Genomic DNA, 18,478 nt, shown 5'->3' with positions numbered 1-18,478 from the left:
TTTATAAGGGCAAAGTTAGCACAATAAGTTAATTGAAATAGAGTTTAGTAATTGAGAATTTTATGTAATATTTGCACAAAATAATTGTATTGAGAAAGTTTCTTGTAATCATATCACTTTTTATATCCCTTTATACTTACGCACAGTCGGTTAGAAAATACTCTAACGAATTTATGAATATTGGTGTAGATGCTGCTGCGTTGGGTATGAGCAATGCCGTTACAGCGCATACTAGCGATGTAAATTCGGGCTACTGGAACCCTGCAGGGCTATTAAAAGTAAAAGATAAGCAAGTTGCCTTAATGCACGCTAGTTATTTTGCTAATATTGCACAGTACGATTATGCTGGTTTTGCGATGCCTATAGACGACCGTTCTGCATTCGGGATATCAATTATACGCTTTGGTGTAGATGATATACTAAATACTACCGAACTTATAGATAGTGAGGGAAATATAGATTATAACAGAATTAGCTTATTCTCCACAGCCGATTATGGTATTACAGTATCCTACGCAAGGGCATTACCATTAGATGGGCTAAACTACGGTGTTAATGCCAAAGTTATACGCCGTGTTATTGGTAAGTTTGCCAACTCGTGGGGGTTTGGTTTTGATATTGGTATACAATATGAAACTGATAACGACTGGAAAATAGGTTTAATGCTTCGGGATATAACAACAACCTATAATGTTTGGAGTATTGATGAAGATGAATATGCTAGTGTACAAAATGCCATACCTGGAGAAAACCAAGAATTACCCGAAACTACCGAGATAACTTTACCAAAAGCACAACTAGGTTTTGCAAAAAAGTTTTTAATACGACATGATTACAGCATTTTAGCTGCCGCCAATTTAAACATGCGATTTGCGCAAACAAACGATATTATTGCAACAGAAGCTATTAGTATAGACCCCGCAGTTGGCTTTGAGTTTGGTTACATCGACCTTGTTTTTCTTAGAGGTGGTGTAGGTAACTTTCAGACTATTACACAAATAGACGGATCGGATAAATTGGGGTTTCAGCCCAACATTGGGCTTGGGTTTAAATACAAAGGCATATCTGTAGATTATGCGCTTACCGATATTGGCGACCAAAGTGCTGCACTATACTCAAATATATTTTCTCTTAAAGTAGATTTGGGTACCTTTACACGATAAAAATCAATCCCAAAAATGCGAAGTTTTATTCTTACCTGCATACTGCTTGTATTATTTTTTACTTCATTAAAAAGCAATGCACAAATACCACTATCAAATCGGGCAAAGGTAACTTTACTAACCTGCGATGCTGGAGAGGAATTGTATTCTGTTTTTGGACATACTGCAATTAGAGTGGCCGACCCGAGCATGGGACTGGACGTTGTTTACAATTTTGGAGCCTTCGATTTTAGTACGCCCAATTTTTACCTAAAGTTTGTAGAAGGTAACTTGCAATATTTTGTATCCATCGGCTCATACAACGATTTTATCGCAGAATATCAATATTATCAGCGTACGGTGTACGAACAGGAGCTAGTACTTAACCTATCGGAAAAGCAAGCTATTGCTGATGAATTGAATAGTATTTTATTATCTGAAGAAAGACGCTTTTACACCTATAAATTTATAGATAGAAATTGTACCACTATGGTTGCCGATATTATTAGTGATAATATTGATACAGAATTATCTATGGACATCTCGGATAAGGGTAAAAGCTACAGAGCAATTTTATACAATTACCTAGATAATCACTTTTACGAAAAGTTAGGTATTAACATGGTATTTGGTAACGAAACAGATAATACTATAAGTGAGGTTTTTTTACCTTTTCAGCTTAAAGAAAGTTTGGAAAACACTACACTACAAGGTAAACCGCTAGCAAAACCTGCTAGCATAATAGTACAAGGTAATAATGGTGAGTACAGAGTATTGTTATGGAACAGCTTTTATAGTTTTGTTATTACTATGCTTTTACTAATATACTTTACCAAAAATAAAAAAGTAATGCTAGCCTACATGGTTGTAACTGGGCTATTAGGAATCTTCTTTTGCGCAATAGGCTTTTATTCCTCCCATAGCGAGATAAGCCAAAACCATAACACGCTATTAATTAACCCTATACTCTTATTACTGGCTTATTTTGTAGCAACAAATAAAACTAAAGCTGCAAAAGTAACTACTTATATTTGTGGTGCTCTGTTACTCATTTACGTTCTGTATATACTAAACAAAGTACATATTACTATAATGCTACCTATTATTGCACTACATATAGTAGTATTTTTACGAGTTATACAGCAACAAAAACAGTTTGCAAACAAGTAAAAACAAATAGCACACTGCGTTTTGTGATTGAATTTTTACACTATTTTTGTGTAGTACAATTAAAAAAAGCACAATTTGTTATTCTTCAAAAAACCTAAAACAAGGCTCGTAGATATTATTCCTGATGGTTATGTAGATATCCACTCCCACTTATTACCTAGTATAGACGACGGTGCCAAAGACGAGGACGATTCCAATTTATTAGTAAACACCTTAATGGACTATGGTTTTAGCCAGTTTATAACAACACCCCATGTATTGAATGGGGTTTGGAATAATACTTCGGAAGGAATAAAGGCTACCGAAAAAATAGCATTGAATGCGCAACTCCAAAATAACATTAATGTGCCTTTTAAAGCAGCAGCAGAGTATTTGATAGACGATACTTTTATGACGCTTTTTAAATCGGAGCCGTTACTAACACTTAAAGACGATTATGTGCTAGTAGAAATGTCCTACTTAAACCCACCAATGCAATTGTACGATATATTATTTGAGTTGCAACTACAGGGCTATAAACCTGTATTAGCACACCCAGAACGATATATGTTTTACCATAACAACATGGAGGCATATAAAAAACTAAAAAAAGCGGGGTGTTTGTTCCAGATAAATTTACTCTCGGTTACTGGGTATTATGGTAAGCCTGTTCTTGATAATTGTAAAATGCTACTTGATGAAGATATGATTGACTATGCGGGTTCTGATACCCATCATACACGCCATGCAGCAGCATTAAAAAACCCAATACTATTAAAGAAATTTAAAAACTTGGAGAAGGCTTTAAATAACAATTCCCATTTTAAGATGTAAAATGGGAATTGTTATTATATAATACAAGTAGTTTTTATACTTACTGTTTATTTCTACCTAAAATTTTATCTAAAATGGTACGTTTCTTAACTTCTACTCCATAACCATAGCCATAGCCATACCCGTAACCATATCCGTAGCCGTAACCATACCCGTAACCACTTTTTTGATGTGTATCATTAAGCAAAATTGCCATATTTGGTAATTTCTTATCTTCATATAACGACTGTGGTATCGAAAGCATTTGCTTATCCAAGTAGCCATCTCTAGCCACGTATACAACAGAGTCTGCATATTTAGCAATTACCAAAGTATCTGTTACCAAACTCACTGGTGCCGTATCAACCACAACATAATCATATTCCTCGTTAAGTCTGCTAAACAGCTCTCCAATTTTAGGGTTCATAAGTAGCTCAGCAGGGTTAGGAGGTATAATCCCTGGCGGTAATACATCAAAGCTATCAAACCCTGGTTGTTTAACAATATAACTATCTAGTGTTGTTCCGCTAGTAGATAGGTAATTACTCAATCCTTTAGACGGTAAACTTATATACTCATCCAGTTTTGGGTTTCTAATATCCATACCTATAAGCATTACTTTTTTACCTGACAATGCAATTGTAGCGGCAAGATTAACTGATATAAAGGTTTTACCTTCTTTTGGTATGGTTGAGGTAACGAATATTGTTTTAGCATTGCCCTCTGGAACCTGACCTAGCATAAACTCTAAGTTAGTTCTTATAATTCTAAGAGACTCCGCAGTACTCGATCGACTATTCATGCTAATCAACTCATTACTAGACTCTGTTCTTGGAACATCACCTAAAAAGGGTATTGAAAGGTTTTTAATATCCCTGTATCCATGTAACTTGGTATCTAAAAGATCCCTAATGTAGATTATGCCGAAAGGAATAATGCAGCCCAATATGATTGCTGCCATATAGATTAGTTTTGCCTTTGGAGATACGGGTATATCGGCAGCGAGAGCGGGATCTATAATTTTAGCATTAGGAGCTGTAGATGCCAATGATATGGCTGTTTCTTCTCTTTTTTGCAGTAAGTAAACAAATATAGCCTCTTTTAAGTTTTGCTGACGCAGAATAGATTTATATTCTCTTTGTTGTGTTGGTATATCTGATATTTTACCTAAAAGCTTTTGCTGTTGTTGCTCAAGATCCTGTCGCCTTATATTTAAGGTATTTTTTAGCCTATCTAAATTGGCAATAACATTTTCCTTTAACGATGCCAATTGCTGGTCTAGCTGAATAATAATCCTATTTTCTTCAGTGGCACCTTGGGCTTTTTTATTTCTCTGAAGCATTAGAGCATTATACTCCTCTATTAAGGAGGAAGCTGCTGTTGCATCTACGGCAGTAGGTGCTAAAATATTTGCTGGAATTAACTCTGTGTCTGATGCAGATAATACAAAATCTCGCAACGATTTAACAATGCGTAGTTGTGTTTCAGTCTCTATAAAGCTCTTTTCAAATTCTGAAGCATTTTGTAAAAACAATCCACTTTCAGAAATTATATCTGTAACACGATTTTTCTTTTTGTAAAGTTCACCTTGTTTTTCAACATCACCAAGCTCTTTCATTATAAGGTCAAGCCTGTCATCTATAAAATCGGCAGTATTTTGGAAAACTAAACTTTTATCACGTTTAGCATCCTTATTGTAGTTTGCAATAAGCGTATTCAAAAAGTCTTCCGCACGAATTTTTACGGCATCTACTATAGATAACTGAACAACACTGGTACGCTCACTAACAAGCTTTACATTAAGCTTGCTCTTATATCTTTGTGTTACTTTAAGTATTGGTTCTATAAAAAAAGTAACATCAAAACCTTCTTTACCTTCAGTTTGGTTAACTACAGTATAATTACCATTCTTGTGGTTTATAACCTGACCAAATTTATACGTCCCTAACTCATTATCTTCTGTATCAAAAAGTGTAAAATTACTACCTCCTTTATACAATACTCTAAATTGTGAACTGTTGGTAACAGCATCTTCATCTGAAAGAATTACTTTTATTGGAGATTTTTTATATAAATCAACTGCTTTAACTGTTCCTTTTCGTATATAACGCAAGTTTAAATCCAAATCTCTTACAGTATACTCTATAATTGTACGAGATTTAATAATTTCAATTTCATTATCAACGGTGCTTTTAATACCGCCCATCATATCCATTTCACTTAAAGAAGCGAGCTCTGACACCATACCTCCTTTTTTATCATCCTTAACCATAATAATTGCAGAAGCACTATACTTAGGAATACTATAGCGTAAATATATAAAAGCTAATAAGATAAACGATGTTACACCAAGTACAAACCATGGCCACTTGCGCAAATACCTAAAAAATACATCTTTAAGATTAAAGTTAGAATCCAGCTCTTCCTTGAAATTATTATTTTCCTTTTGCATTTATCTTATCTTGTGCTTAAAGCAATTATAGTAACAATTAATGACAAAGCTGATATTGCAACCGTTAGGTTAGGCCCTATCACAGATGAGTTTACTCTTGTTTTATTCGGTTTTACATACACCACATCGTTATGATTAAGGTAGTAAAAGGGACTATTTACAATGTTTGCATCTGTTATATCAACAGTATTAATAGATGTTACTCCTTCATCTTCGCGTATAACAATAATGTCTTTTCTTTTACCATAAATGGTCATATCTCCAGCACTACTCAACGCTTCAAGAATTGTAATTCTATCACCCGTAACCTCTACAGGTCCTGGTCGGGAAACCTCACCCATTACAGAAACTTTAAAGTTGATTACTCTTAAATTCACAACAGGATTTGTAAGTTGCTTTTCAAGTAGTTTCTTAATCTTAGCTTCAGCTTCAATACGTGTTAAACCTGCCAGTTTTACTTTACCAATACCTGCTAAATCTATATATCCATTTTGGTCTACCAAGTAACTTATAAGCGCATCATTATTATTGATGTTAGTCATTTGGTTACTTTGTAGGGTAAGGTAAACAAGGTTAAATGGAGCTGCTAAAGAAGGTTCATCGGCAGTAACAGTAATGATAAGTTTATCATCTGGTCGTAATACATTTTGATATTCTAGAATACCACCCTCTTTGTTGTTTTCCGTATTTGAAGTATCATTAAAGTAAATGATTTTTTTATTCGAAACACAAGAATTTAAAGTAAGTAGTATAGTAAGAAAAACTATTGCTTTTTTTATCATGAAAAATCTTATTGAATATTTGAACCCGAATCTATACAATAAGTAATAAATTCTGCGCAAAGATAATTTTTTATTGTTAGGATATATTACTTTAATATAAAAAAATCATTAGTCTACTGTACTCTTATCCAGCGACTGGAAAGCAGAGTTCATACTTATAAACTCTGGTACAATAGCTTTCATTTTTGAAACTACCTCGATACCCGAATAAGTTGAGGCAGCTTCTATCAAATCAGCAGTAAGGTATTCTAAATGTGAAAAATCATCGTATACCTCTTGTGCTATCATTATTTTTTCATGGTGCGTAGGCAATGTTTTAGAGGTATCATTAAGCAATTCCTCATAAAGTTTTTCACCTGGTCGTAAACCCACAATTTTTATCATGATGTCCTTATCTGGTATAAAGCCTGCCAATCGAATCATCTTTTTAGCAAGGTCTATAATCTTAACAGGTTTACCCATATCAAAAATGTAAATTTCGCCACCTTTGCCCATAGCACCTGCCTCTAATACAAGCTGGCAAGCTTCAGGTATCGTCATAAAATACCTAATAATATCAGGATGCGTAAGCGTTATAGGTCCTCCGTTTTCTATTTGTCTAGTAAACAACGGCACTACCGAACCATTAGAACCCAACACGTTACCAAAGCGTGTTGTAATAAATTTAGTATGTGTTTTATTTTCTGCTAATAACTTGTTGTGTAAAGATTGTACATATTTTTCGGCTATCCTTTTGCTTGCTCCCATTACGTTACTAGGGTTTACAGCTTTATCTGTAGATACCATTACAAAGCTATCCACCTGATACTCACAAGCAAGATCAGCAACGTTTTTAGTACCTGATACGTTTACAAAGACGGCTTGCGAAGGGTTCCCTTCCATTAACGGAACGTGCTTATATGCTGCCGCATGATATACGACATCTGGGTTGTAACGTTTAAAAATTTCGTTTAATTCTATCCTGTTTTTAACATCTCCAATAACAGTAACTGACTCTGACTTAACTTCCATCTTGCTTATTTCAAGACCAAGGTTGTGGAGTGGTGTTTCTGCCTGGTCGAGCATTACGACACATTTGGGATTAAATTGAACAACTTGGCGTACAATTTCGCTACCTATGGAGCCTGCTGCTCCTGTTATTAGTACTGTTTTATTTTTTAGTTGGCTTGATATCGAATTATTATCAAGTACGATAGGTTTACGCTCTAATAAATCCTGAATTTGGAAGTTTTTAATCTTTTTAGAGATTTCTTTCTCATCTTCCCAATCGGATACTAAAGGAACGGTATAAACTTTATAATTAAAGTCTAAACATTCATCTACAATGGTAAGTTTTTCGTCTTTAGTAAGGCTCTTATCTGCAATAATTAATGCCTGAGCACCAAACACACGCATAAGTGTAGACGTTTTCTTTTTGTGTTGTAGAATGGGTAAGCCTAAAATCATTTTCGATTTATTCTGGCTGTACTTATCAATAAAACCTACTAATTTAAACCTCCCTGGCACTTCCGATTTTAGGGCGTTAGCTACTGCAATGGCATTAGCATCTGTACCATAAATGATGGCTTTGGCAAGGTGTTGTTTTTTTGTTTGATTAAGGTAGTTTTCAAAAAACTGCTTAATTAAAACTCTGTACAAGAATAAACTTGTAAACGAGAAAACTGCATTAATGAGTATACCTATATTTAGGAATACCAAATCGCCAGTAAGCGATTTGTACATGCTATTAAAAGCAAGTAATAAAAAAGCTGCTGTAAACTGTGAGAAAAATATTTTTACGGCATCAATATATGATGAGTGCCTAATTATACCCGAATAGGTCCTGAATACACGGAAAGTTGTAATACTTATAAGAAGATAAACTGGTACACTTACTATATATAACTTAGGGTTTATGTATAAAACACCTGTTCTGTGTATTAAAACGTACGATAGGACACCCGTAATACAGATAACAAATACATCTATTACAAGGATAATCCAGCGCGGTAAATAGCCTAGATTGTCAAAAAGCTTCCAGATTTTTGTATCATTAACTGCTTTTTCAACGGCATCTAATGATTTCTTTTTAAATTTCTTTTCCACTACATCTTTATTTAACTAAGCCAACTAATTTAGAAAATATTGATAAATATATAAATTTTTAACACAAACAGGTTAAGTATTAAAAGAAAGATATTATGGCTTCCTTTATACGTGCCCTGTCCTCATCTGTTAAATTTGAACCTGATGGTAAGCATAAACCATCTTCAAATAACTTTTCGGATATGTTATTTCCGTAAAACGGATATTTTTCAAAAACAGGTTGCATATGCATTGGTTTCCAAAGAGGTCTTGACTCTATGTTTTTTGCATCTAAAGCTAAACGTAAATCTTCTCTTGTACGACCGTTTGTCTTATCAGAATCTATCAGTATACTAGTTAGCCAGTGATTAGAAAAATAATCATCCGCTGGTTCTTCAAATATAGTTACAGCATCATTATCTGCAAACAAATTAGCATAAAAAGCATGCATATCTCTTCTTTTTGCAATATGAGCATCTAATACTTCCATTTGCCCTCTGCCTATACCTGCACATATATTGCTCATTCTGTAATTATACCCTACTTCACTATGCTGGTAATGTGGTGCATTATCTCTTGCTTGTGTTGATAGAAAAACGGCTTTATCTCGCCATTCCTTTTTGGACGTTACAAGTGCTCCGCCACCAGAGGTAGTTATAATCTTGTTACCGTTAAATGAAAGCACTCCTATATCGCCAAAAGTACCGCACTTCTGTCCCTTATAAGTGCTACCTAACGCTTCTGCACTATCCTCTAAAACGGGGATTTCATATTTCTGAGAAATAGCTACAATCTCATCTGCCTTAAATGGCATACCATATAAATGTACAGCAACTATAGCTTTTGGTTTTTTTCCTTTGGCAATCCTATCTTTAATTGCATCTTCAAGTGCATTCGGACAAATATTCCAAGTATCAGCTTCGCTATCTACAAAAATAGGTGTAGCGCCTAGGTACAGAATTGGATTTGCCGATGCCGAAAAAGTCATACTCTGACAAAGTACCTCGTCGCCCGCCTGTACTCCCATTAAAATCAAGCCTATGTGCAAAGCAGCAGTACCAGAGCTTAAAGCTCCAACATAAACAGGTTCTTTAAGGTAGGTTTCAATATCTTTCTCAAAACCGTTAACATTTGGTCCTAGTGGTGCTACCCAGTTGGTATCAAACGCTTCTTTTACGTACTCTTGTTCTTTACCTCCCATGTGTGGAGATGAAAGCCATATTTTACTTAATTCCATTTTATAATGTAATTATTTTCTTTACAAATGTAGTCTAAACTTTAATGGTATTAACAAGTATCTATTTTAACAATTCGTCAATATATACCGTTAAACTATATTATTTTTTGCTATTAGTATAACAACTAAGCTTTTGGTATTGCTAACACCTTTTCTTTAAATCTATGAAAATAGGTAGTATCGTTATCAATATTGCGTTCTACAATCATGCCCGCAGCAATTTTATTTCTATCTCCTATTGTAATTTGTGGTATTGATGCCGAATTGATACCGAACAAATTTTCGTTACCAATAGTGGTAAAACCAGAAAAACAAACGTTGGGACTAATAAAATTAAAATCGCCTACTTTACTATCGTGCCCCATACTGGCACGCGAATTAATTAATGTAAAATTACCAATAACTACGTTAGGCCCTACATTTACATACGGTGCAATTACTACACCTTGCCCTATAGTTGCCGAAGGGGAAACATAGGCTAACGGGTGCACAAATGTTGCAAAAGCAGCTCCTTTAACAATAAAATCTTCTATTATAATTTTTCGAAATTTTAGGTTTGCAATACCCATTACGTAATGGCAATTACTATTTATTTCGTGGTTTTTTATAGCTCCTAAATAAGGTGCCGAAAATTTATAGGCATTGTAACTAGCAGCATTATCATCAATAAGACCAACCAGTTTATATTTAACTTTATTATTAAGTGTATTAGCGTGTGCCAAATATTCATCTATTTCGGCAGCATGCCCCCCAGCACCTATAATTATTATTTGTTCCATTATTATATTAATTGGCGTATGTTTTAATTTTATTTAGCGGTATACCCACCATCTATCTTTAAATCTACCCCTGTTATCCAACGCGAAGCATCAGATAGCAGAAATGTTGTGGCTTGCGCTATATCTTGTGGCATACCTAAACCTAATGGATGTAGTTTGGTAACAAAATCCAATTTTTCAGGATGTTTACTGTATTCTGAAGACATTGACATTGGCGTTATTACAACACCTGGAGAGATGGTATTAAAGCGTATATTTTTTGATGCGTACTCTATAGCCATCGATTTTGCTCCTGCTATAAGTGCACCTTTACTCATACCGTATAATGATTTGCCTACTTCGCCTACGCTACCCATTACAGACGCTATAAAAACAACGCTTCCACCTTGGCCAACCATATTGGCAGGTTTGCAAACGAGTTTTGTAAGATTCATGGCTGCAATTACATTGGTAGCAAAAACCTCTTCCATTTTGGCGTTAGATGTGGTGCGAAAAGGCATGGTTGGAGAAACGCCTGCACAGTTAACTAAACCGTGTAGTTTTCCGTTTTTTGCTACTGCATCTTTAATTATACTACTGGCAGCATCATAATTATTAATATCAATTTCGTACGTTAGATGATTATTAGGCTCGTGCAGCATAGAGCGTGTTTCGTTTAAACGCTCGGTATTACGCCCAAGCAATACTAGTGACGCCCCCAGCCTACTACATAAAATGGCTATTTGCCTACCTATGCCTGAGGTAGCACCTGTAACAACAAGATTTTTGTCTTGTAGTGCAAAAGCGTTTATTTCTGACTCAATCATACCTCTACCAAATCACTAACGTGACAATCTTGTGTTTTTAAAATAGCCGAAGCCCATGACATCCCTACACCAAACCCGCAAAGAAATAGCTCTTTGCTACCATTTAGTTTACCTTGTAGCTCTGAAACAATGGTTAATGGTATGGATACTGACGATGTGTTTCCGAATTTTGAAACGGAAGCCGGAACTTTTTCGTTTTCTAGCTTTAATTTTTTCTGCAAATAATCATTCATGTATTTATTTGCCTGATGGAACACAAAAAAGTCAGGATCTGCCGTAGTTTTTTCTGCAAACTTAAATGTTTTCTTAATGTCCTTTGGAATTTCTGCCAATACAAAATTAAAAACATCAGCACCATTCATGTAACCATGTTCGTCGGTACGAATATTTCCATAATCGTCTACAACTTTTTCTTTTAATGTTTCTGGAGTACTTGGGTTTCGATATCCTCCTGCATCCATTTTTATTAGGGATGACCTGGCACCATCTGAATTTAATGAGAACCAGCTTTGCCCGTAAGCCTCGTCTTTATCTATAATGGCAGCTACACCGCCATCACCAAACAAAAATGCTGTTTTTCTGTCTTTCGGACTGTATACTCTGGAACGTGTTTCGCCATCCAATAGTAATGCTTTTCGTAAACCTGCCTGCTGCATAAAGTTGTATACTATAGAGAGTCCGTACACAAAACCAGAGCAGCCTAAGTTTACATCAAATGCAATTGTATTTTTGTTAAGCCCTAATCTGTCTTGTAAAATTATAGCGGTTGCGGGCATACGATAATCTCCTGTTTGCGATACAAATACCAAAACATCTATTTCGGATTTATCTATCTCTAAATCAGAAATTAGTTTTTCGGCAGCATGATAGCACAAATCAGAGGCACAGGTAGCATCATCAGCAAACCTACGCTCGTATATACCTACTTTATCTACAATATCTTTTACATCTTCTGCTGGAAAATGTTCGGTATATTCGTAGTTATTAATAACTGTTTTAGGCACTGCTCCAGCAATACCTCTTATACCTATATTTTTAAACTCCAGTAAGGCCATAATGTTTTATTTGTTTGCAACTACAGCTTCATACAAATCTTTAACTGTAATTAGTTTCTCAAATTTTTCGTCTTCAATCTGCACGTCAAATTCTTCATCTAAAACTGCAATGAGTGAAAGACGGCTAAGTGAATCCCAAGTATCGTAATCTCTGAAGTTATCCTCAAAGTTAATTTCCTGATTTTCCATCTCTAGTGCTTCTTGTAGTGCTTCAATAAATTTATTTTCCATTGTATGATTCTTTTTGAGGTTTGTTATGATTCTTCTGTTCCTGTAAACGGTATTGTAGTGGCAACACCATCTGTATTTATATCACTTCGTTTAATTACTTTAAGTACGGTTAAATATATAATTTTAATATCTAAACCCAAAGAAAGATTGTCTACGTAATATACATCGAGTTCAAATTTTTGTTCCCACGATATAGCATTTCTCCCATTTACTTGCGCCCACCCTGTAATTCCAGGCCGTACCTCATGCCGCCTAGCTTGTTTGGTATTGTATAGTGGTAGGTATTTTACCAACAACGGTCTTGGTCCTACCAAACTCATATCTCCTTTTACAACATTAATAAGTTGCGGGAGTTCGTCTAACGATGTTGTACGTACAAACTTACCAACTTTAGTGAGACGAACGGCATCGGGCAGTAACTTTCCGTCGGCATCTTTTCTATCGTTCATTGTCTTAAACTTGATAACCTTAAATATTTTACCGTTTTTACCTGGTCGTTCTTGAAAAAAGAAAACACTCCCTTTATTAAAAATCCCTAATAACACTATAAGCAATAGTAGTATGGGTGATAATAAAAGTAGTACAACAAAAGCTATCAGGAAATCTGACAACGGTTTTAAAAATCCTGAATATACCATTATAGAAACTTTTTATAAATTGAACTCATAACAGCAAGAGAATTCGTTATCTCAAAATTTTCGGCTATTGCTATAGATTCTTTACCAAAATCTTTTCTAAGCTTCTCGTTATTATAAAGTTCTTTTAAATACTTAATAAACTCTGATTCGTTTTGCTGTGCAAATAAATATCCGTTCACATCGTGTCTTATAATTTCCTTGTGCCCCCTATCAACAGTGGCTAAGATAGGTAATTCGCACATCATTTCTTCTACAAGATTAAGTCCTAACCCTTCTTGTCTGCTCGAAGAAATCCCTATATCAGCCATTTTAAATATTTCGTCAATATCATTCCTGAATCCCATAAATAAAACAACAGACTCTAAATTCTTTTCGCGCACCAATGCTTCCATCTTATCTTTTAAAACCCCTCTTCCGCAAAAAAGCAGTTTCAAATTTGGAAATTCTTCTTTGTGTTTTGAAATAGCTTCAATTAAAAACTGGTGGTTTTTTCTATGTATAAACTCAGCAGCATAAACTGCTATAATATCTTCGGGTTTGAACCCTTTGCTTTCTCTTAATTTTATTTTCTCATCATGGCTAACAGGAAAAAACTTACTCTTAGCAACACCAATTCCTGGAATAAGGAAATATTCTGTTTTCTTACTTCCTTTTTCTTTTATTCTATTATAATCCTCGCTATTAATCGTTACAACAGCATCAGCTTGTGCACTTGCAAGAACTTCTACAGGATAGTATGTAAGCCAGTTTATCAAAGAAGCACCATTATAAAAATGGAAACCATGTGCGGTATATAAAACCTTTGTTCCTTTTTTTCTGGCATCTTTTACTGCTAATCGGGTAACAATACTTGCCATGGGTGTATGGCAGTGAACCATGACGTATTGTTCACTATCAATTATTCCTTTTAATACTTTATATGCCTTTATATGCCCTGCTGAAAAAGGGCTTCTGATAAAAGGAACATTCCATTGTTTATCAACATACGGTATATTTTCATCACCTTCGCAAGCTACATGAGTTTCATATCCTTGATTTTGAAACCACTGCAAATAAGGTAAATGAAATCTGAGCAAGTGTTTTGCTATAGATGCCGTAAAAAGCACTTTCTTTTTCATCAAATTATATTAGTTTAGAGTCGTTTTTAAACTCTTTGTAAAAAGATTTCCTTCTTTTATCAATTATTTCAAACTGGTATTCTTTTGCTTTCTCAAAGTTCTCTTTTGCAACTTTTCGTTGTAAATCCTTATTTGATATCCTTTTAATTACTTCGGCTATCTCAGTAGTTGACTCTGAGTTAAAAAGTAGCTCTTGTTGAATTAATTCTGGAATACCTCCAACTCTTGACCCTATTGAAGGACATCCTCTACTTAGAGCTTCTATTACCGCTCTTGGTAATCCTTCGGTTTTACTTGGCTGTACATAAACATCTACTCCATCAATAAATTCAAACACCTTATCATGTTTTACAGGACCAACAATATCTACCAAATCTTCAACTCCACACGTTTGTATGATATTATTTAATCTTTCTGGATTTCCTTGACCAACTATTTTATATTTAACAAATATGTTTTGTTTCTTCAATATCGAAACTGCCTTTATTACTTCGGCTTGGCCCTTATATTTTACATCAATTGCAGCAACGGTACAAAGAGTCATTATTTCATCTGACGGCTTATTATCAATTTTAGCTAATCTTTTTTCTAAAACCGAGTCCTCTGTATAATTAACAACTACATTAGAGCAGTTAACCGATTTACTGGGAGATGGGTACTTTTGTTGTAAATATTTATCAGTTACATATATTACGTGGTTAGCTTTTTGTAATGTTTTTTTGTATTGTAACATTTTCAATTTAGCCATTAACTTACCTCTCCAGTCATAATAGTATAAAGAATCATGAACACAAGCCACTAATTCTACCAAAATTGGCTTATTAATTTTTTTTGCATAATTAAACGCTATATAGCCTGTTGCACTGGGTAGCCTTACTACAATTATATCATGATTATCTACTTCTCGTTTTATAATTTCGGCAGCCTTTTTTCTGTTTGAAAGTTTAGAAATTGAAAGAAAGTTAGGCACTTCAACGAATGAAAATTTTTCTTTTTTTATTAAACTGTATTTACTTCTTTCAGCATCAGAAATCATTTTCAATCTCATCATATAGGTTATACTATCCCCTAAGCTCAGATATCTTTGCCTTTGTGTGTCTCCAGCCTGTACTCCATAATAATTATCATCACTATCTCTTCTCAAGGGACCATCGTGAACAAACAATACTTTTTCCACTATTACCTATATTATATTTTTAATTAAATTCCTTTTAATTCTGAAATCTTTTAGAAATTGCAATTTCTTCATCAATATCAAATATGCGTTCAATACCTGATTTTATAAATTTTGCAGGCATTCCGCCAATAATACTAAATTTCTCAAGATTAGAAAAATTTGAATTACATATACTGTTAGAGGTAACAATTGTATTGTTACCTAAAACAGTTCCTTTTTGAACGGTACTTCTGTTTCCAACCCAAACAAAATCGCCAATTATAATATTACCTACTCTATCTTTTATTTCTCCATTTTCAACATTTCGCAAATAGTGAAAGTTGGTATCAATAACCTGCGATTCCCAAGCGATTCTTACTGTATTACCAATTTTAACATATTTAGAACAAATTATTTTAACAGAATGTCCAGTTGTTAGATTATCACCGATTTCTAAAACCCCGTTTTTATCAACTCTTATTATACTACCTACTCCTAAATTCGCTTTACCTTTAAAAATTATTTTCCCGTCGAGTTTGAAAAAAAACTTTTTACCTGGGTAAATTGTATCATCTCCACTAAAACCAATGGTTACTAAACCTGATTTAGGCGCAGTCTCTAAAACTATTTCTCCTTTTAAAGAGTGAAAAGATACGTGCCTACTAACAATTATAGGAAATAAAATTGCTTGTTTAAATGGCAGCATTTTAAAGTTTAGAAATATGGTTTTTAAGAACCCTATCCTTAACAATCTCCTTAAATTCAACTGCTTAAACTTACTACTAATCATATAATATTATGCTATTAAGTATCTACTGTTCTTTACTCTTAAATAATAAATCTTTAAATAATTTAAACTGCTTTACGGAGTCAAAATTTTCTATCGCATGTTGTTGAAATACATATTTACCAAGTTCCGTTTTAGCATTAATCAGCTTTATAACGGTACTTTCAACATCATATGGGTCTATTAAGCTAAATGATACTTCCTGCGGCATACATTCTCTAATTGGCGGAATATCTGATGCTATAACAGGGAGTCCCGAAATCATAGCCTCTATAAGTGCATTGGGTTGACCTTCTGTAACAGAAGGAAAGAAATACATATCAAAAGCCTTTAAATATTCTGGTATATTACTCTTATAGCCTAATATTAAAACATTGTTTACTATACCTAATTGTTCTACGAGGAGCATCAGTTTATCAGTATCATTACCAATAAGTACAAAAAGTACAGAATCATCCTGCGATATAATTCCCTTTGCCACATTGAGTAAAAAATGATGATTTTTAGCCTCGGCATAGCGTCCTGTATGTCCAATAATAAATTTATCTGATGGAAGCCCAAGCTTTTTTCTTAACCCATTTTTATCAACATTCTCTGATGATACAAAATCATTAATATCAACACCGTTTTTAATTACTTTGAAACGCTTATCCTGTGGATATTCATTTTGAAAAAAGAATTTTAATCCTGCTTCAGAATTAGCATAGATTGCCGTACTGTGTTTATATACAAGCCTGTTAACAAAGTTAGTATATGCTACTCTAAATTTAGTTTTACTGAAATGATGACTACTTTGCCTATAGAAAGTTATTCGGTTTCTTATGCCTGTTAATTTACTTAAGAATATAGGAATACCCGCAAAATTTGCATTAAAATCGCATATAACATTAAATTTTCCTTTCTTGAAAAAACGATAGTACCAAAACATGTTAGGCAGATTGAAATATCCTAAAGGCCTAAAAACTATTTTAGCACCTGTAGCTTTATACGCCTCATACAGTTCTCCTTTACTATTGCTTCTAACTAATACCGTAACATTCGCATCTCCGTCAAGATACTTCAAAAACCTTAATAAATAGGTCTCTATTCCTCCAGATTTTACCGAAGGTATAAGGAAGCATGTTTTTTTCTTACTGTCCATCAACATATAAATAATCGGCTAACTGATCTGAAGTCATAAAAACCACATCAGGCCATTTTTTAAGAATTTGTGCTAATAACTCATCCAACATAACAAGATTACGGTTTCTATTTTCAGGCGATATAACCCCTATAAAATTGAGACGGTGACTAGTTATTATTGCAGGCTTTTTAAATAAAAAAGCATTTTCTATATCTTTTATACAATTTTTCACATTATTGAATGACGCAGGCATTTGTGAAGGTTCAAAAATACAATTCCGAACCATATATACTTGCTTCAGTTCATTTTTTCTTCCTGTGTATGCAGGGTAAAGATCTACAGTAGTTCCATTTTGGGTAGGTATTTTTTGGTATTTCATCCCCTGAAAACCTATTACACCATTTTCTTTAAGCGTTTGATGAAGCTTAGGAGACCATGTATAGTTATTAGCTATAAATGTTTTGGATTTGAACTTAAATATACTCTCAAACAAATTAAGCCCCTCTTTAATAGCGTTTTTATAATAGGCAATATCCTGTTCTTCTGCCGAACCGTATGCTGCCTGCACATTAAAGATGTTTTCATCATATAAATTTTTGGGTAGTCCCCAAAAACCCATTTCAAAAGCATCAATAAAAACTTTGTTATTACTGCGCAATATTTCGAGCCACAAAGGTACATTTAAATGCTCCCTACCATGATATTGGGGTATAAATACTTTTTTCGCCATCCCTTCTTCCCACATAGCATATACATCATCTCCAGGATAATATTCTTTTAACGTAGTGGTAAAAGGTTTATAACTGTACTCCGTAAATCCCGATGCTTTTATTGCTTCAAAATCGGGGTTGCCAACTACTGTATTTGCTGTTATAGAAGGATGACTACCTTCTTTATCTTTATATTTAAGTAACACTGCAAAAAGCCTTTTTAAGTCTTCAGAGTCTGCGAGAGTATCGTACTTACAATAAGGGTTACTCATGATGTTGTACCCTTTTTCCTGAAAAGCATCTCTTGTAGCCTTATCAGGCATCCTTATCCCTCCCCAGTCATCACTTTCTATAACTACAATACGCTTATTAGTTCGCCATCCCTTAGCATTGGTAAGCGTCCTACTGAGTGTACTCTTAAGATTGCTGAACATTT

17 protein-coding genes are annotated in these 18,478 nt (G+C 34.2%); 3 read left to right on the top strand and 14 right to left on the bottom strand.

All coding sequences use genetic code 11. From position 1 onward, the window contains the following. Window positions 1–89: 89 nt before the first annotated feature. The 3 genes from K1I41_RS06980 to K1I41_RS06970 all read left to right on the top strand — a co-directional run bounded on the left by K1I41_RS06980 (window position 90) and on the right by K1I41_RS06970 (window position 3,125). On the top strand, window positions 90–1,163 hold the full coding sequence (locus K1I41_RS06980) for a putative type IX sorting system protein PorV2 (protein WP_445156337.1): 1,074 nt from the start codon (window positions 90–92) through the stop codon (window positions 1,161–1,163). A 15-nt stretch (window positions 1,164–1,178) separates the two neighbouring features. Continuing rightward, window positions 1,179–2,312, top strand: a complete 1,134-nt coding sequence (locus K1I41_RS06975) for a lipoprotein N-acyltransferase Lnb domain-containing protein (protein WP_220639660.1) — start codon at window positions 1,179–1,181, stop codon at window positions 2,310–2,312. A gap of 75 nt (window positions 2,313–2,387) precedes the next feature. After that, entirely contained in the window at window positions 2,388–3,125 is a 738-nt protein-coding gene (locus K1I41_RS06970) for a tyrosine-protein phosphatase (RefSeq protein ID WP_220639659.1), read from the top strand. Between the two features lie 40 nt (window positions 3,126–3,165). On the opposite strand, the gene K1I41_RS06965 is transcribed toward K1I41_RS06970, so the two are convergent. From K1I41_RS06965 to K1I41_RS06900, 14 genes are all read right to left on the bottom strand, one after another. Continuing rightward, window positions 3,166–5,556: a GumC family protein gene (locus K1I41_RS06965; RefSeq protein WP_220639658.1), complete on the bottom strand. Its 2,391-nt coding sequence runs from the start codon at window positions 5,554–5,556 to the stop codon at window positions 3,166–3,168. Between the two features lie 5 nt (window positions 5,557–5,561). Next, window positions 5,562–6,338: a polysaccharide biosynthesis/export family protein gene (locus K1I41_RS06960; protein WP_220639657.1), complete on the bottom strand. Its 777-nt coding sequence runs from the start codon at window positions 6,336–6,338 to the stop codon at window positions 5,562–5,564. 108 nt (window positions 6,339–6,446) lie between these two features. Then, the gene (locus K1I41_RS06955; RefSeq protein WP_374106907.1) at window positions 6,447–8,423 is read right to left on the bottom strand and encodes a polysaccharide biosynthesis protein; all 1,977 of its coding nucleotides are present in this window, start codon (window positions 8,421–8,423) and stop codon (window positions 6,447–6,449) included. Window positions 8,424–8,502: 79 nt separating this feature from the next. Beyond that, the gene (locus tag K1I41_RS06950) at window positions 8,503–9,639 is read right to left on the bottom strand and encodes a DegT/DnrJ/EryC1/StrS family aminotransferase (protein ID WP_220639656.1); all 1,137 of its coding nucleotides are present in this window, start codon (window positions 9,637–9,639) and stop codon (window positions 8,503–8,505) included. A gap of 125 nt (window positions 9,640–9,764) precedes the next feature. Beyond that, window positions 9,765–10,418, bottom strand: a complete 654-nt coding sequence (locus K1I41_RS06945; RefSeq protein WP_220639655.1) for an acetyltransferase — start codon at window positions 10,416–10,418, stop codon at window positions 9,765–9,767. A gap of 29 nt (window positions 10,419–10,447) precedes the next feature. After that, window positions 10,448–11,224 carry an SDR family NAD(P)-dependent oxidoreductase gene (locus K1I41_RS06940; protein WP_220639654.1) on the bottom strand — a complete coding sequence of 259 codons (777 nt, stop codon included), beginning with the start codon at window positions 11,222–11,224 and terminating at the stop codon, window positions 10,448–10,450. After that, window positions 11,221–12,279: a 3-oxoacyl-ACP synthase III family protein gene (locus tag K1I41_RS06935; RefSeq protein ID WP_220639653.1), complete on the bottom strand. Its 1,059-nt coding sequence runs from the start codon at window positions 12,277–12,279 to the stop codon at window positions 11,221–11,223. Before K1I41_RS06935 ends, K1I41_RS06940 begins: the two co-directional genes overlap by 4 nt. A gap of 6 nt (window positions 12,280–12,285) precedes the next feature. Further along, the gene (locus K1I41_RS06930; protein WP_220639652.1) at window positions 12,286–12,510 is read right to left on the bottom strand and encodes an acyl carrier protein; all 225 of its coding nucleotides are present in this window, start codon (window positions 12,508–12,510) and stop codon (window positions 12,286–12,288) included. Between the two features lie 23 nt (window positions 12,511–12,533). Continuing rightward, window positions 12,534–13,148 (bottom strand): sugar transferase, encoded by a 615-nt coding sequence (locus K1I41_RS06925; RefSeq protein ID WP_220639651.1) that lies wholly within the window; start codon window positions 13,146–13,148, stop codon window positions 12,534–12,536. Next, window positions 13,148–14,266, bottom strand: a complete 1,119-nt coding sequence (locus K1I41_RS06920) for a glycosyltransferase family 4 protein (RefSeq protein WP_220639650.1) — start codon at window positions 14,264–14,266, stop codon at window positions 13,148–13,150. Before K1I41_RS06920 ends, K1I41_RS06925 begins: the two co-directional genes overlap by 1 nt. 4 nt (window positions 14,267–14,270) lie before the next feature. Beyond that, on the bottom strand, window positions 14,271–15,443 hold the full coding sequence (locus K1I41_RS06915) for a glycosyltransferase family 4 protein (protein ID WP_220639649.1): 1,173 nt from the start codon (window positions 15,441–15,443) through the stop codon (window positions 14,271–14,273). A gap of 34 nt (window positions 15,444–15,477) precedes the next feature. Continuing rightward, the gene (locus K1I41_RS06910) at window positions 15,478–16,128 is read right to left on the bottom strand and encodes an acyltransferase (protein ID WP_220639648.1); all 651 of its coding nucleotides are present in this window, start codon (window positions 16,126–16,128) and stop codon (window positions 15,478–15,480) included. Window positions 16,129–16,234: 106 nt separating this feature from the next. Further along, window positions 16,235–17,350 (bottom strand): glycosyltransferase, encoded by a 1,116-nt coding sequence (locus K1I41_RS06905; protein ID WP_220639647.1) that lies wholly within the window; start codon window positions 17,348–17,350, stop codon window positions 16,235–16,237. Continuing rightward, window positions 17,340–18,476 (bottom strand): polysaccharide (de)acetylase, encoded by a 1,137-nt coding sequence (locus K1I41_RS06900; protein WP_220639646.1) that lies wholly within the window; start codon window positions 18,474–18,476, stop codon window positions 17,340–17,342. The genes K1I41_RS06905 and K1I41_RS06900 overlap by 11 nt, the downstream gene beginning before the upstream one ends. Window positions 18,477–18,478 lie beyond the last annotated feature (2 nt).

Origin of the sequence: Flavobacterium litorale, assembly GCF_019613795.1 — a bacterium.
Classification (GTDB): Bacteria; Bacteroidota; Bacteroidia; order Flavobacteriales; family Flavobacteriaceae; genus Flavobacterium; species Flavobacterium litorale.
This window is presented reverse-complemented; position numbering and strand designations above follow the sequence as displayed.

Excerpts from the sequence above, each read along its gene's own strand:
- K1I41_RS06910 (WP_220639648.1), bottom strand. The coding sequence starts at position 16,128 with ATGCTGCCATTTAAACAAGCAATTTTATTTCCTATAATTGTTAGTAGG.
- K1I41_RS06905 (WP_220639647.1), bottom strand. The coding sequence starts at position 17,350 with ATGGACAGTAAGAAAAAAACATGCTTCCTTATACCTTCGGTAAAATCT.
- K1I41_RS06960 (WP_220639657.1), bottom strand. The coding sequence starts at position 6,338 with ATGATAAAAAAAGCAATAGTTTTTCTTACTATACTACTTACTTTAAAT.
- K1I41_RS06920 (WP_220639650.1), bottom strand. The coding sequence starts at position 14,266 with ATGAAAAAGAAAGTGCTTTTTACGGCATCTATAGCAAAACACTTGCTC.
- K1I41_RS06950 (WP_220639656.1), bottom strand. The coding sequence starts at position 9,639 with ATGGAATTAAGTAAAATATGGCTTTCATCTCCACACATGGGAGGTAAA.
- K1I41_RS06900 (WP_220639646.1), bottom strand. The coding sequence starts at position 18,476 with ATGTTCAGCAATCTTAAGAGTACACTCAGTAGGACGCTTACCAATGCT.
- K1I41_RS06975 (WP_220639660.1), top strand. The coding sequence starts at position 1,179 with ATGCGAAGTTTTATTCTTACCTGCATACTGCTTGTATTATTTTTTACT.
- K1I41_RS06935 (WP_220639653.1), bottom strand. The coding sequence starts at position 12,279 with ATGGCCTTACTGGAGTTTAAAAATATAGGTATAAGAGGTATTGCTGGA.
- K1I41_RS06965 (WP_220639658.1), bottom strand. The coding sequence starts at position 5,556 with ATGCAAAAGGAAAATAATAATTTCAAGGAAGAGCTGGATTCTAACTTT.
- K1I41_RS06930 (WP_220639652.1), bottom strand. The coding sequence starts at position 12,510 with ATGGAAAATAAATTTATTGAAGCACTACAAGAAGCACTAGAGATGGAA.
- K1I41_RS06940 (WP_220639654.1), bottom strand. The coding sequence starts at position 11,224 with ATGATTGAGTCAGAAATAAACGCTTTTGCACTACAAGACAAAAATCTT.
- K1I41_RS06945 (WP_220639655.1), bottom strand. The coding sequence starts at position 10,418 with ATGGAACAAATAATAATTATAGGTGCTGGGGGGCATGCTGCCGAAATA.
- K1I41_RS06925 (WP_220639651.1), bottom strand. The coding sequence starts at position 13,148 with ATGGTATATTCAGGATTTTTAAAACCGTTGTCAGATTTCCTGATAGCT.